This window comes from Microbacterium sp. 05N427, assembly GCF_056397105.1.
Genome location: NZ_JBFTMT010000018.1, coordinates 25614 through 40503, shown reverse-complemented (window position 1 = coordinate 40503; position 14890 = coordinate 25614). Strand labels below are relative to the sequence as shown.

At 62.4% G+C, this 14890-nt stretch carries 9 protein-coding genes; all 9 read right to left on the bottom strand.

The annotated features are described in order from the left end of the window. Positions 1-258: 258 nt before the first annotated feature. Complete coding sequence (locus AC1DG4_RS16015; protein ID WP_477420276.1) at positions 259-1779, bottom strand: RHS repeat-associated core domain-containing protein; 1521 nt, start codon at positions 1777-1779, stop codon at positions 259-261. A gap of 108 nt (positions 1780-1887) precedes the next feature. Next, positions 1888-2199 (bottom strand): hypothetical protein, encoded by a 312-nt coding sequence (locus AC1DG4_RS16010; RefSeq protein WP_477420274.1) that lies wholly within the window; start codon positions 2197-2199, stop codon positions 1888-1890. A gap of 402 nt (positions 2200-2601) precedes the next feature. Further along, positions 2602-3243 carry a hypothetical protein gene (locus tag AC1DG4_RS16005; RefSeq protein WP_477420272.1) on the bottom strand — a complete coding sequence of 214 codons (642 nt, stop codon included), beginning with the start codon at positions 3241-3243 and terminating at the stop codon, positions 2602-2604. Continuing rightward, on the bottom strand, positions 3240-9188 hold the full coding sequence (locus AC1DG4_RS16000) for a DUF6531 domain-containing protein (RefSeq protein ID WP_477421340.1): 5949 nt from the start codon (positions 9186-9188) through the stop codon (positions 3240-3242). Before AC1DG4_RS16000 ends, AC1DG4_RS16005 begins: the two co-directional genes overlap by 4 nt. 338 nt (positions 9189-9526) lie before the next feature. Then, positions 9527-10246, bottom strand: coding sequence for a hypothetical protein (locus AC1DG4_RS15995; RefSeq protein ID WP_477420268.1), 720 nt, complete (start codon positions 10244-10246; stop codon positions 9527-9529). A gap of 218 nt (positions 10247-10464) precedes the next feature. After that, positions 10465-11676: an SGNH/GDSL hydrolase family protein gene (locus AC1DG4_RS15990; protein ID WP_477420336.1), complete on the bottom strand. Its 1212-nt coding sequence runs from the start codon at positions 11674-11676 to the stop codon at positions 10465-10467. A gap of 838 nt (positions 11677-12514) precedes the next feature. Further along, the gene (locus tag AC1DG4_RS15985) at positions 12515-13249 is read right to left on the bottom strand and encodes a nucleotidyl transferase AbiEii/AbiGii toxin family protein (RefSeq protein ID WP_477420267.1); all 735 of its coding nucleotides are present in this window, start codon (positions 13247-13249) and stop codon (positions 12515-12517) included. Further along, a complete protein-coding gene (locus AC1DG4_RS15980) occupies positions 13246-13848 on the bottom strand; it encodes a hypothetical protein (RefSeq protein WP_477420265.1) in 603 nt (200 codons plus the stop codon). The genes AC1DG4_RS15985 and AC1DG4_RS15980 overlap by 4 nt, the downstream gene beginning before the upstream one ends. 103 nt (positions 13849-13951) lie before the next feature. Continuing rightward, positions 13952-14749, bottom strand: a complete 798-nt coding sequence (locus AC1DG4_RS15975; protein ID WP_477420263.1) for a site-specific integrase — start codon at positions 14747-14749, stop codon at positions 13952-13954. Positions 14750-14890: the final 141 nt, after the last annotated feature.

Below are 14890 nucleotides of genomic sequence, written 5' to 3'. Positions count from 1 at the left end.
GATGGTCAGGTCAGACGGACAGCCGCGCTCCTGAACTATCAAGGATCTCGATTTCGTCATCAACCGTGAACGTCAGAGAAATACCTCCTGTGACGTATGAGACCTCGACATCCCCCGTGGTGAACGCACTGGATCTGACGACGAAAGAATCGCCTTTCAGGAGGACATACTCGGTTCCCCACGGTTCGAAATATATCGAACACTGTTCTTCATCCAAACAGGACAAGCGGATGCTTGGCTGATGCTCGCTGACGCTCGTCACGGAGTACCTCCCAGGACTTTGATGATGTTGTTAAGCAGTTCCACTCGGACAGGTGCGGCTGCACCTCCCTTTCCAGCTTCTACCGCCAAACGATAGAAGTTTCTCAACGTCGTTGCAGACTCCACAGTCAATCCCGGTATCTGGGACAACTCGGAAGCCGTTCGCGCCCCGATGAGTTCGGCTGCCCCGCTCATCCCTGTCCCCCAAATTTGGTTGCCCCATGAGCCCAAGGTTGGCCCCGTAGGGACCAATGCATTGAGGTCAGCGACCGTTGGCTCCGCAACGATTGCCACGGCCTCTCCGCCGGATGCAGTAACGGCCGTTTCGCCGGCAACACCGATGCCAGCAGCGGTGCCGTCCGCTGCGGCCGCGCCGGCGCCCACTCCGACTGCGGCGCAAAATCCGGTAGTCGCGAGCACGCAGGCGACGATTGCAGCTGCGGCAACGACGCCCACCGCGATCCCGAGGCCCAACAACCAGGAGTTCGGATCGAGGCTGATGCCGGTGACCTGACAGGTTCCGCTCGTGATGAACCTCGGATTGCAGATGGGGTTGCCGGAGTACTGTCCGTTGTCACTTCCTGGGTTGGACGGGTCCGTTTGCGGTGTGGGTCCGTAGCTGGGGCCGCCATCTTGGGGTCCGTATTCGATAGGTTCACCGCTACCAGGTCCGGAATCCCATCCTCGGTCGACAGCGCACCCGTTCATGGGTGAGCAGTTGTCGTTGACCGCGATAACGAGCGGCGTGTCGTGGCAGCCGTAGTTGTACTCATACGCGCACGGCCGGTTCCCCAACACATCGACGAGCGTGGCTGGGTTGTCGAGCACGAACGCGTACTTGTTCAACGTTCGGGGCTGTGCCAGGTTCCCCGCCCACTTGTCGCCCTGGATCCACGATGCGAGTCCGGGCTGGTAGTCGCGGGCGTAGTAGTGCTGCAACCCGGCAACCGGGTTCGCCTGCTCACCGGTGTATCCGACCGGGGTCCGTGTGGTCGCGACCGGGAGGTGAATTGCAGTGAGCTTGTCCTCCTGGCCGGGTGCAGCCTCGGTTCCGGCACCGGCGTAAAGAGTGCCGGCGGCGAGCTCGAAAACACCGAAGTCCGTGTAGCTCGAGGCACTCGTCGTGACTCCGTCCGCACCCGCTGTCGCCCGGACCGTGCGCTGCCGGTCCAGATACAGCCACGAACTCGTCGTGCCGGCGCTGGTGGTGGCGACCTGGTGGTCCGCGCCCTGGGGTCCGTAGACCAGGTCGGTGGTTTGGGTGAGGAGCCTGCTGCTGCAGTCGAACGTGTTCTTCGCCGTGACGGTGGTCGTGTCGGAGTGGTCGAACGTGTTCGTCACCACGGTCTTCGCCGGAGCATCCAACGACAGTCCCGCATCGGGGGTCGTGGTCCGGTCGGTCTCCTGGTTCGCCGCCGTGTACGTCGCGGAGAAGCGCACCAGTTGACCGGTGAGACGATCGGTGTCGGTGCCAGAAGTCTGGTTTCCGTTCGCGTCATACCCGTACGTCGCCTTCACCCCATCCGTGCGGGAGGAGGCGGTCAGGCGTCCAAGCGGGTCCGTCGAGACCGCGCTGGCGGCGCCACACCACGGAGAGACTCCCGGATCCTCGCCCCGCTCGCTGCCCTACGCGGCCGTTGCGGTGAGTTCACGGATCGCACGTAGCGATGCAGAAACCACGCTCTCCTTCTCTTCCGTCATCACGCTCCGATGGTCAAACAGCAGATCAGCATTCACAAGCTCCAGCCGACCCCACTCACTTCGCGCCTTGTCGAAACAGTCCTGACCGACCAGACCTTCTAGTGCATAGATCGCGCCCTTCAATCTGGCGACAGTTCGCGAGTACTCTCGCGAACGCAAGTCATAATCGTCGATTGCCTGCCTAATTATGGCCATCGTACGCTCGACCCTTTCGAGCAAGTCATTGTCATTACACATTGCAGTTCCAATACCCTATGGACGTAGCTTTCCATAACTGACGGTCACGACACGTCCACTTGACTCCACAACGACGCTCACGTCGTTCTCTGGGCTGTAAAAGATCGTGCGGTCGTTACGGCTCAAGGTTGCGAAGCCATTTTCTACCGCGTCTACGGCGACACGATCTGAAAGCCACTCCTCCGTATCCCGCCACGCGGCTCTGAGGCCTTCTCCATCGCCACCGGCCACGTATCTGCTTCGGAACGGAACGATCCTGATGAGAGACCGGTCCTTCTGAACTCTCGAATTTTCCGCCGCGCTAACGAGCAGCCTAGCGCGGGGACTGTCCGCAGGAACGAGAAACGAAGCTCCAAAGAGCACTGCTGAGAAATCATCTTTCATTTGGAGGAATCGCGCTCACTAGAACCGTGCCGCCGGGACGCCAGGAATGAGAAAGACGTACGGAAGCAGCAAACAAATGATAGCAAATGCCAACAGCTTGACTATCGACTTCGTGGGAACTCTACCGTCCACTTTGACTGCAATACAGGCAAGCAAGACCATGATTGCAACTTGAATCAGGACAAGCAGCAACCAATGGAGCGCTGAGTCGAAGCGCGCGATAATGTTGCCACTGCTAACGGCGATCCAAAAACCACCGCTAACAGCCACCCAGTACGCAGTGAGATACCACCAAAGATCCTTGTTTGTACTCAAGTACTTTACCGCGACGGCAAATAGTGAACTTATGACAGCAAAGGCAACTAGTCCCGGCACATAGAAAGTTGACGACCCAACAACCTTCACGACGATTGAGACCAGGATGAAAATCCCAATGCGCAGAACGAAATGCTTCTTTTGACGTAGCGACAAGACAACAACGGGTGCCATGTATATTACGCCGATCCCAAACGGAAAGACCGAGGAGACGAGGTCAGGACTCCAGTCAAAGTTTGCAGGTTCCTTGCCTACAATGACACTCCACACCTGGAGAAGAAATGCCCAGACGAAAGAGAAGGCAGCAAACGCCAGCGTACCAGCCCAAACTCTAAACTGTCTCATTGCGCCGCACTTTCAAGGCCGTAACCAAGGCGACTCCAAAAGTACCACGGCAGATAGCTTTGGAACCAGTTGCGGCTGTTTGGACCGGTAGCCTCGATTCGAAGCCCCCGGCCGTTGTCATAGAATGAGAACGTAATTACGTTGCCCGCTCCTTCCGGATGTCCAGGCAATGACGTAAACGATAGGCTGTTGGACCCAACTTCCGTGACGCGAATCGGTGCTTCACCAAAGCATGCGATGAATGTCTTTACGCAGAGATTGAACTCTTGGCCCACTTTTGGGTTGTTCTTGGCGTCAAACGGGAACAGCTGTTCGAGATGGCTTGAAAAGTAGCGGAAAGCCTCCTCATTGCTGCCCCATCGGTATTTGTCACCATTGGCCAGATAGAAATCGCACTGATAGTCATAGGAGGATGTTGACCAGTTACTGGGGCACATACCTCCAGAGCTAGCGTAGTCGCTTTGCTGACTATTGGTTGATGGACCCTCCTGCGTGGTTCCCCCGGTGGGTTCGTTGGAGACCCAGGGATCAGGTGCAGGTCCACTCGGGTTGGCCCAATTGAAGCTGGGCGGGGTGTTGCCGTCTACGGTGGTGACGCCGGGCTTGGGCTGGAGGTTCCAGGAGCCGTGTCCGTCTGAGCGGACGTCGTACGCCGGGTCCCACGGGCGGTTACCCATCCAGTCGGTGAGCGTGGTGGGGTTGTTGAGCACGTACGCGTACCTGTTCAACGTTCCGGGCTTTGCCAGGTTTCCCGCCCAGGTGTCGGCTTGGATCCAGGACGCGAGCCCCGATTGGTAGTCGCGGGCGTAGTAGTGCTGCAACCCAGCAACCGGGTTGGCCTGCTCGGCCGTGTAGCCGACCGGGGTCCGTGTGGTCGCGACCGGGAGGTGAATTGCTGCGAGCTTGTCCTCCTGCCCAGGTGCCGCCTCAGTACCCGCGCCGGCATAGAGAGTGCCGGCCGCGGGCTCGAGAACACCGAAATCCGTGTAGCTCGAGGCACTCGTCGTGACACCGTCCGACCCGGCCGTGGCCCGGACCGTGCGCTGCCGGTCCAGATACAACCACGAGCTCGTCGAGCCGGACCCGGTCGTTGTGACCTGGTGGTCCGCGCCCTGCGGTCCGTACACGAGATCCGTGGTCAGCGTGGAGGTGGCCCACGCGATCGGCGTCAACCCGTCGTTGAACACCCGCGTCGCGGCCCCACCGAACATCGTCAGGTCACCGACACCGGGGCAACCCGGGGTCGTTCCCCCGATCCCACAGCCGGTCAGGTGCGGACCCGCACCGTTCCCGTTGCCCTTGTTCTTCTTGCTCTGATCAAGCCCGGTCGGGAGAGTCTGGGACACGGTGCGTCCCAGTCCGTCATACGTATACGAAGTGTTCTGACCATCGTCCCGGGTCTGGGTGAGCAACCGGCCGCCGTAGTCGAACGTGTCCTTCGCCGTCACCGTGGTCGTTTCGGTGTGACCAGAGTTGCCGTTGACCTGACGGGTCGACGCGGTCGACTGGCCAGTGAGGTTCCCGGCATGGTCGAACGTGTTCGTCACCACCGTCTTCGCCGGGCCGTCCAATGACAGTCCCGCATCCGGGGTCGTGGTCCGGTCGGTCTCCTGGTTCGCCGCCGTGTACGTCGCGGAGAACTTGACCAGCTGCCCGGTGAGACGATCGGTGTCAGTGCCAGTGGTTTGGTTGCCATTCGCGTCATACGCATAGGTCGCTTTAGCTCCGTCGGTGCGGGTGGAGCCGGTCAGGCGTCCGAGCGGATCGTAGGCGTAGTCCGTCGTCAGCGACTTGGYCGCTCCCGCCTGCACGAACTGGGTGGTGTTCCCCGCCTTGTCGTAGGTGTAGGTGAAGTGCAGCGGAAGACCGTCGGCCGCGGTCAGCGCCGCGATCGGGCACCCCGGGGCCACTCCCCCGTTCCCGCACCCCGGACCAGTCGTTCCGTCCGACGGCGTCGACGGAGTCGGCGTGGTGGAGGGGCTCGGCGTGGGTGTGGGTGTCACAGACGGGGTGGGCGTGGGAGTCGGTGATGCGCCGGGGCAGCCCGGGGTGGTTCCGCCGTTGCCACACCCGTTGCCAGCACCGTTTCCCTTGCCATTCCCCGTGCCGTTGCCGTTCGCGGAGACGGTGGGAGTAGGGCTCGGTGTCGGGACCGACGGGGACGATGTTGCCGGAGCCATCGTCGGGGCCGTCGGTGCCTTCGACACCCCCGCGCCCGGGGCCACGGTCGTGTTCGGTGCCGGATCCTTCGGCGCACTCGCACCGGTCCCCGTCGCCACCTTCGCGTCGGGGTTCACCGTCGTGCTGCCTGTGTGCAGGATGTCGGTGATGCGCCCTGTCGGGTCGTACCCATACGTGCTGGTCGTGCCGTTCGACCGGTTCGCAGTCGTCAACAGCCCAGACGCGTTGTAGGCATACGTGCTGGTCCCGGTCGGATCCGAGATCCCGGCAACGAGCCCGGCACCATCGAGCGTGTAGCCCACCTGGGTGCCGTCCGGATACGTCAGCGAAGTGCGCGCACCGCCACCGTCATACCCGTACGACACCGACTTCGCGTCGGCGGTGCCGGCTTTGGCGGTCTCCATCTTGGTGAGCCCGTCGGGGGTGTAGTCCCACGTAGTCTTGCCGGTCGGGTCGACCATCTGCGTGAGCTGCCCGGCCTTGTCGTACGTGAACGACGCTGTGCTGCCGTCCGACGGAGAGACCTTGGTGATGCGCCCGTCCGCATCCCGCGAATAGGTGGTCTTCTTCCCGTTGCCGTCGGTGACGGTGCTGGTGCGCGACGCCGCGTCGTACGTGTACTTCGTCGTGTCGCCGACCTGGTTCGTGGACTTCGTCAACGCACCGAGCGGGTCGTACTCGTACCCGGTCTTGCCGCCCTTCGCGTCCGTCACCTGGGTGAGACGGTTCGCCGGGTCGTACGCGTAGGTCGTGGTCACGTTCGTGTCCGCCGAGGACGCCGCGTCAACCTTGGCGTTCTCGACGACCTGCGTGAGGTTCGCGTTCTTGTCGTGCCCGTACGTGGTGACCACGCCGAGCGGGTTCGTCTCGGACTTCAGCACCCCGGCCTCGGTGTATGCGTACTGGGTGGTCTCGCCGTTCTGGTTCGACTGCGACGCCAGCAGGTTGGTGGGCGTGTAGCCGAGGCTGATCGTGCCACCGCGAGGATCCGTGACACCCGTGATGTTGCCGGCCGGGTCGTAGGCGTAGTTCGTGACCGCGCCCTCGCCGTCCGTCACCGAGGTCAGCTGACCGGCCGGGTCGTAGCCGAACTGCTGCGTGCGCCCCGCACCGTCGGTGGTCTTCACGACCCGGCTCGCCGCGTCGTACTCGTAGGAGGTCACGCCGCCCGCGGGGCTCGTGACCGTCACGGCCCGGTTGAGCTTGTCGTAGGCCGTGGCCGTGGTCCGCCCGAGCGGATCCGTGCTGCCGGTCACATTGCCGGCCTTGTCATACGCGTATGTCGTGACGGCACCGGTCGGATCGGTGACCTTTGACACACGCCCGGCAGCGTCGTAGGAGTACGTGGTTGCTTCGCCGTTCGCGTTCGTCACCTTCGTGACGCGACCTGCCTTGTCGTACCCGTAGGCGGTCTTCCCACCCTTCGCGTCCGTGACGGTTGTCGGCCGGTTCATCGCGTCGTAGGCGTACGACGTGACCGCGCCGGTCGGGTCGGTCACCTTCGTGAGGTTCTGGTTGCCGTCGTACTCCTTGCGGATCTGCCCACCGTTCGGGTCCGTCACCGCGGTGACCAGTCCCTCGCCGTTGTAGGTGTACTTCGTCACGCCCCCGTCCGGATTCGTGACCGAGACGCGGCGGTACTCGCTGTCGTACCCGTACGTGGTCACGCCCCCGGCCGGATCCGTGACCTTCGAGACCTGCAGGCCGTTGTTGTACGCATAGGTCGTCGTACCGCCGTTCGCGTCCGTAGCCGTCGCGAGGCGGTTGTCTGCGTTGTACGTGTAAGTCGTGGTCGCACCGTCCGCGTTCTTCCGCGACGTCAGGTTTCCGACCGCGTCGTAGGCGAATGCTGACACCGCTCCGGTGGGGTCAGTGACCTGGGTGAGTCGGCTCGCGGCGTCGTAGGCGAGCGTCGTCACGCCCCCTGCGGCATCGGTGATGCCGGTCAGGTTGCCGTACCCGTCGTACGAATACGCCGTGACGTTGCCGTTCGGATCCGTCCGCGACGCGAGGTTGCCCGCATCGTCATAGGTCGACGCCCACACGGCGCTGTCTGGTCCAGTGACTCCGGTCACCCGGCCCTTCGCATCCACCGCGTACGTGGTGACCGCGCCGTCTGCAGCAGTCGTCTTCGACACGTCACCGCTGCTCGTGTAGGCGACCTTCGTGGTCGTGCCGTCCGCCTGCGACACCTGCACCGGCCGTCCCTGCGAATCGTATGAGTACGAGGTCGTGTGCCCGTTGGCGTCCTTCTTCGACGACGTGTCCCAGTTCGAATACCCGGTCTCGATCGTGTTGTTCAACGGGGTGACGACCTTCACCACACGGCCCTGCTCGTCCCGGGTGAACGTCGTCTTCGCGCCCGTCGTGTCGGTGTACACGGTGTCGTTGCCGTTGTACGCGAGCGTYGAGATCGACCCGTCGCCGTTGACCTGCTTCACCACCCGGCCCTGGTCGTCATAAGTGTTCGTGACGAACGTGACGCCGTCCGCGGCTGTGACGGTGGTCATCCGCTTCCCGTCGTCGTACCCGTATGCGGTGGCATGCCCGAGCGGGTCAGTGATCGACGTCAGCTGGTCGCCCGAGTACGCGAACGACCACACGGCGCCGTCCGGCCGCGTCACCTTCTCGATGCGCCCGTCCGCGTTCATGGCGAACCCGATCACCTGCGCGCCCGGCTCCGTCACGGACGTGAGGGGACCGTTCACGGTGAGGGTGACCGGTGTCACGATCGGCCCGCCCGACGATCCGTCCGGGGCGACCGGCCACTGCGTCTTCGGCACCGGCGACGTCCACGTCGTCTGCTGGTACGTGTAGGTCCAGACGTGACTCTGCCGGTCGGTCCGCTTCTCCAGATCGCCCTTGCCCGTCACCGGGTTCACGGCGAACACCATCGTCGACGTGTCCGGCTCCGTCGCTGTGATGTGCTTCGCCGCCTGGCCGCTCGTGAGAGTCGTATCGCCCGGCGCACCCAGGTCGCTCGTCAGTTTCGTGTACACGCCCGCATAGACGGGCTTGTACGTGCCGTCGCCGTTGCGGGTGAACGGAATCGTGTGCCCGTCCGGATACGTCACCAGCACGGATCCGTCCGAGTACGTCTGCGCCGAACCGGTGATCTGCGAAGACCACCCTCGGCCGAACGCACCGACACGGGAATCCATCGAGTTATACGTGAGGTTCACCGGCGTCTTCGACCCTCCCGGGCCGGTCACCGTGAACACATCCGCCTTCTGCAGGAAGTTGCCGGTGCCGAAGTTGACCGGGTCGGATCCGTACCGTGCCCAGTTCGCGAACCCGAGACCGAACAGATTCGCCAGCTCCGCCGCGGACGGCACGGCCGGGAACGCCGACTGCCCCGCGCTCGCGTCACCGCAGGTGATGCCCTGATCCAGCAGCTGCCGCCCGATCGCCGTGACGATCGCATCGACCTGGAACCCGTATTGCTGTCCCTGGTACGAGCTCATGATCGCGGGGTGGTCGAAGTTGTGGTCGTTGAATCCGAAGAACGTGTGCGCATACACGCCAGGCAAGTTCCGGAACGCTGAGTACGGGTACTCCGTTCCGTTGGTTGCCCCCATGTTCACACCGGCGGCAGGACGTCCCGTGAACCTGGTCCACTCGTCCAGAGTCTTTTGCGCGAACGCCACGTTGCTCGAGTACATGGTGGAGTACGACATGGCTCCGCCGTCGCTGGCCGTTCCCCAGGGTCTGCCTGTGAGGCCGTTGAGTGCGATCGTCAGCGACACGTTTGCGTCCTGCATCATGTCCGCACGTGTCTGCTCTGAGACAGGGTCCTGGGATGCGTCACGGGTGATGACCACGCTGGTGTCGCAGAGGCCCTCTAGCTGTGCCTTCACGTCTTTCGCGATTTGCGAGGTGATGGGAAGCTCCGAGTATCGAACACCGTCCCACTCCGCCCACGAGTAGTTGTTGTCAGGGTCCAACACCACCTTCGCTGCTGGCGTCCTCGTCGCAGCGAAAATTGGTTGGGCCGTCAAAGCAGAGGCCGCGACTGCCCCGATGACAATCATCGCGAGAGCGGCAGACCTAAGGCCGAGTTTCATCAGTGGGGACTCTCCGGAGCTCTTTGAGGAAAGGAAGTTCATCGGGACACCGCCCACGCGAGGATGTAGCCATTCACGCGACCGGTTTCACCATGCGTGGACGTGATCGCGTATCCGAACTTGCGGACATCGGCGGCCATCAACGGCGATGATCCTGTTCCAGTCACTGTCAGCGAGGCGCTTGCTTGCCCCGCGCCTGATGGGTCAAACCCGAGCATGTATCCGAAGCGAACGTTGCCGCCGCATGAGTTGTCGGGCACGTCTGGGCTGCCGGAGACGCCGCCGCTTTGTGCTGCGGCTTGCGCGTATCTGTCAGCCGCTTGATCGAGGCAAGCGGTTCGTGACAGCGCCGGGATGCCTGCCTGCGCACGAAGGTCTGACCAGTATTGGCCGACAGGCGCATCAGTTCGAGAACCGGTAATGGCTCCGCTGTTGCGGGGATTCAGGGTCATCGTTCCGTCAGTCGGGTCTGCAGAGCTTTCGGGTGCGTTGGCACCCGGCTTCTGCGTCGAAGGGGTCGGCGAGGGTGTGTTCGGCGCGGTCGTGCCCGGATGCTTGGTGACGGTGACCGTCGGAAGCTCGCTGATCGCTTCACCACGGCTTTCGCCAGGGTGGTGGCGGAGCGCTCCTGAAAGTCCGATTGCGACTAGCGCGATGACTGTTGAAAATGCGATCGCGACGAAGGTGACAAATATCCAGATCTGCTTCCGCTGCCGACTGCTGACCGCGGTCCCATCCGATTCGTTTTGACGCGCCACAGCTGATCCTCCGTTGTCGTCGTTCTGTCTGCGACTCCGGTGCCACGTAGCTTCGGTGCCAGGTTGAGAGAACGCTCTTCTCAATACCTCGGTGCTATATGTCGGCTCGCCGCTGTACACGGCGTCCGATGACAATGCGTGAGCGCACAGGACCACGCGCGATTCCAGCCCCTGTCCCCGACAGCGGCGCTCCGCACGCGGTCCTTGCTTCGAGATCGTTAGGGCGTCGACGTAACCGGAGCGGCTTGAGTAGTGATCTGTGCCTCAAATGCACCGCTGTTGTCGGTGGAGTTGGAGTCGTTGACTCGCAGAACGAGCTCTCCCGCAGCATCTGCCGTAAACGTCGCGGACTTGCCGATCTTGATCCACGGGCCGTTTCCGACTCGTCCGATCAGGGTCCCTACCGGGAGGTCCGCACGGGATGACCAGCCGTCAAGTTTGGGGGTGCAGAGATGGCCTGCTCCCAGGGTCCGATTACCGTCGGCGTCCAGTTCCGGACGGCCTGAGCATTCAGGTTGTCCTTCCCAGCCGTAGAGGACTGAGCCGCCCGCAGTCACGCTCACCTTGTCGCCGACAGCGACCCGGATTCCGGTGCTGACGGAATCACTCGTTGCATCAACAGACGCATTCGCCATCGGGTTGCGGAACCTGATCACCGACGCGATCACAGCTTGCCCGTTCGCAGTCGGATGGAATGACTCGGCCAGGTTGTTGTACACCGGACCATTGATCCACGGCGCCCCTCCACACACGCCGTGCCCGTTGAACGTGTCCCGGATGTCGACGAAAGTGAAGCCCCGACTGTCCGCGAGTCGGTGCATCATGCCAGCGAGTTGGTCGGCGATCGCGTTGATTGCCGTCCGCTTCGCGATCGACCAGTTTCCCGACTGTTCACAATTTCCGGTGAGGTCGAAGAGTCTGGGGTAGCCAACGACCTGCACGTCAGCCGCCGGCGCCTTCTGGCGGATCGACGTGTAGAGGGCGTCGAGTGAAGCCGGAAGCTGATTGAGCGCGGCGCCGACCTTGCTCTGGAGGTAGGCGCTGCATTCAGAGTCGGTCATGAACAGGCAGGACGTCAGCGTGGGTACGAACCCGAGATCGTTGCCACCAACGGTGAGCGTCACATGTTCGGCACTCTGGAGTGCGTTTGTGATCAATGGTTCTGCAGCTGTCCCTGTTCCCAGGACGTCTGCAACTTTGGCGCCCGAGCATGCGAACGAAGTGGTCGCTCCGAGCAGGGCGGGATATCCGAGAGGGCTGTGGAAGCAGGGGCCGCTGGCAAGATCGTAGGTTCCTGTCCCGAGGCCGGCCGCGTATGAGTCTCCGAGTGCTACGTATGTTCCGTGCGCGGGCTCCGCGGTTGCAACTGCCGACGAAGCACCGATGAGCCCAACGGTGATACATGCCAGCGCTGCGGCGGTTGCCAACATCGAGCGAGGACTCAGTTTCATTCGCGTTCCTGCCGTCAAGGTCGAAGGTTTCACGTGGGCCGGTGTGGTGCGATGAGCAACGTTCGGCCCAGCCAACGATCTCCGTAGGTCCGGGCGATTCCACGCCGCTGTGCGGAATTCACGTCGCGCGGGTTTGGGGTTCGCCCTGGTCTCACCTGTGGGGAACTTTTGGTAGCAGCGAACTTCACCTTGGAGGGCTGCGAGGGCGAAGAGACTGCACCTTCGAAAGCACGGACTGGAGGTGGCTTGACGGCGGCGGTATGGCGCGAGCTGTTTGACGCGTTGACCGTCATTGTGAACGACTTCGCTGCCTCGGTGGCTATCAAACGACGTGACCGTCAGTTGCGTTGTTGTGGCGTTTCGGCATGCGCTGGTGCACCGATTCGGTGTGCTACAGCGACGTGCTGCCGTTAGTTGCGCCGTTCAGACTGTGGCCAGTGTTCGTAGAACTCAATGAGCGCGGGGGCTGCCTTGAGCGTGGATCGCTGACTGTTCGTCAGGGAAAGCTCCACTTCGACTGCATGTAGCATCAAGGTCGACAGCACTCAAGGAATCACATCTTGAACTGGGATTTGATCAACGGATCCTCATTGACGCCCCGCATGTTCGAGCGAAAAGCGGTTCGAGTCATGGCGAATGAATCGCCGACCATCTCTTCCTCCTGGACGCATCCTTGAAGCTCGACCAGGCCGGTCAACAGGAGCTTCCGTCGATATATCTCTGGATCGCCGGGGGCGGGGCCGCGATGCGTTCAATGCAGAGTTTCGCGTGGCGGTGTGGACGACCGGCCTGAGAACTGGCCGCCGGCGCTGCCCGGTTATCCTTTGGGCTTCCGGGCTTGTCCCGCGAATATTGGGGCGCGTGGCACCTCGAACTCGTCAGACGCGTGGCTACTCTGCCTGAGTGCCTCTTCGACCCAGGCGCGCCTCATGTTGGCGAGTTCCCTGCGCTCCTTCTTGTTCAGCTTCGCTCGATCCGGGAGCAGTTCGAAGACGTCAGAAACGTAGCTTGCGATGTCGGCCGGGTTTGCCGCGGTTGCGGTGCGCAGTACGTCGATGACGCCGGACGCTGTGGGGTTGTGCTTGAAGAGTCCTACGATTTCTCGCGCGTCTTTCGCGCCCTTCTCTGAGTCCGGCCGGTCCAGGAGCGCGGCAAACTTTGTGGCGATGTGCGCGTCGATGGTGAGCATCAGCCAACCTTGCACGCGCTCCGGTTCGACGTATTTGCTCAGCTCTTCGACTTTCAGGCGTAGTTTGTCCCCGAGTTGCGACTCGTAGGGGATGTACGTATCGACATGGACGCCCTTCACGGTGCCGCGCCCTTTGAGGCCACCGGAATGGTGGGTATTCTCGCTGTAGTCGGTGAGCTCGTTCCGCAGCTTGCTGCGCAGTCCTAGGTCATTGATGATGAGGTCGATATCCTTGCTCGCCTCACCACCGATACGCAGCTTCGTCGCCCACCCACCGATGAGGATTGACGGTTCGAGGTCGTATCCGAGGCTGTCGACTAGGAGTTGCAGGCGCCCGAGTTCGTCAGCGGTTATGACGGTCATCGCTGGTCCCAGTCCCGTCGTGGCACGTATCGGTCCAGCATCGCGTAGCGGAATTCCGCGGACTGCCATCCTGGTGTCGCGAAGAGGTCGGCGATAGTCTGCGCCACGGAAGCCACGCCAAGCCAGGTCTGTGTAGCGCGTTCGTCCGTTCGCACAATCGCAATGTCGTCCCCTTCTGGGAACAAGCGGCCGGCGAGGTCCGCTTCGCCGACGTAGGCGGCGGCCGCGGAGTAGTCGGCGACGGTGTTCACACCCCCCAGATGATGGACGGCAGCATCGAATCCGCCGGCGAAAACCTTCACTCCTTCGCCCGCGAGCGCCCCGATGGCCTCGAACGTGGTTCGTGTGACCGTGTCAGCCGTGATGTTCCGCCAGGCACTCAAAACGGTAACCACCTTGTCGGGACTGGTGACCGAGATCCCTGAACGTCCGAACATCGTGACGGCGCCGATCTCTCGAAGCTTGCGCACGGCGAGATACGTGGTCTGTTCGTGCACACCGGATTCGAAGGCGAGGTCTGCGATCGATTCCCATCGTCGTCGTTCGCGAACCAGCGCATGGTCGGCGATCGTGCGCCAGACGATCTCGTTCTTCTTCATGACGTTCCCTATGTTTTCCTGGATCTGACGTTACAGGAAAACCAAGAACCAAGGATCTATGATTTTCTATAACGCGGGGCTAGATCGCTGCTGTTGTAGCCGCTCAACCAACTGCACCGGTGTTCCCGGGAGAGGGACCTTGGCCACTACCTAGCAGCGAATCGAGCACCTCAGCCGAACCGACAACGCGGAAGGCGGCCCCCGCGTAGCTATCCCTCGTCGTCCTCTGGTCCGAATGTCCGAGTAGCCGCTGAGCCCCAGACAGATCCTCGTCAACCATTGCCACGAGTGTCGCCGCAGTTCGCCTCAGAAGATGTGGAATGAGATCCTCAGCCTTGAGCCCGGTCGCCGCGAGCGATAGGAGGAGTTCTCGATCCTGACGCAGTTCACGAAGTTGCCTACGAAGATTGCGAGCTGCGACTGCGGTGCCAGCCTGGGACTGAATGGCTGGCGCATCTGGAAGCCGGGAGGGCACGTCGGTGCATGATGCGCGCGCCTCCGTGAGCGCCAATACAGCGAACCGTGGGAGACGGATTCGTCGGGCCTGGCCTTTGCCCTTGAGCACGTCCTGTCGCACGACCTCCCATTGTTCACCGTCGACGAGCGTGCCGGTGACGGTGATGACGCCGTTCGTGAGATCGACATCACGATGACGAAGCGCGAGCACCTCGCCGATGCGAAGACCTGATCCGAGCTGCACTTCCACCGCCCATCGAAGATACGGGCGAGCATCAGCAAGCTGAAGCTTGACCCTCTCCTCGCGGCGAATGACCGCCCGGCGCAGCTCTTGCACCTGGTCGACGTTGAGCGCCAACGGCGCTCGTGTTTCGCTGCTGGCCCGCACACGGCGCGGAATGGCGGAGACGGGGTGACGGCTGATGGCATCGCTTTCGAGTGCCATGTCGAGCGCACCTCTGAGGGCTACGCGATCCTGCTTTGCCGAGTGGCCGCTGACATTGATCGCTTCATCACTGAGAAGTCGTTTGCACCGCCCTGGGGTGAGCTGCTCCAGTGTGAGGGCTCCGGCTCGCCGGTTCAGTCG

Excerpts from the sequence above, each read along its gene's own strand:
- AC1DG4_RS15980 (WP_477420265.1), bottom strand. The coding sequence starts at position 13,848 with ATGAAGAAGAACGAGATCGTCTGGCGCACGATCGCCGACCATGCGCTG.
- AC1DG4_RS16005 (WP_477420272.1), bottom strand. The coding sequence starts at position 3,243 with ATGAGACAGTTTAGAGTTTGGGCTGGTACGCTGGCGTTTGCTGCCTTC.
- AC1DG4_RS16010 (WP_477420274.1), bottom strand. The coding sequence starts at position 2,199 with ATGTGTAATGACAATGACTTGCTCGAAAGGGTCGAGCGTACGATGGCC.
- AC1DG4_RS15990 (WP_477420336.1), bottom strand. The coding sequence starts at position 11,676 with ATGTTGGCAACCGCCGCAGCGCTGGCATGTATCACCGTTGGGCTCATC.
- AC1DG4_RS15985 (WP_477420267.1), bottom strand. The coding sequence starts at position 13,249 with ATGACCGTCATAACCGCTGACGAACTCGGGCGCCTGCAACTCCTAGTC.
- AC1DG4_RS15975 (WP_477420263.1), bottom strand. The coding sequence starts at position 14,749 with ATGGCACTCGAAAGCGATGCCATCAGCCGTCACCCCGTCTCCGCCATT.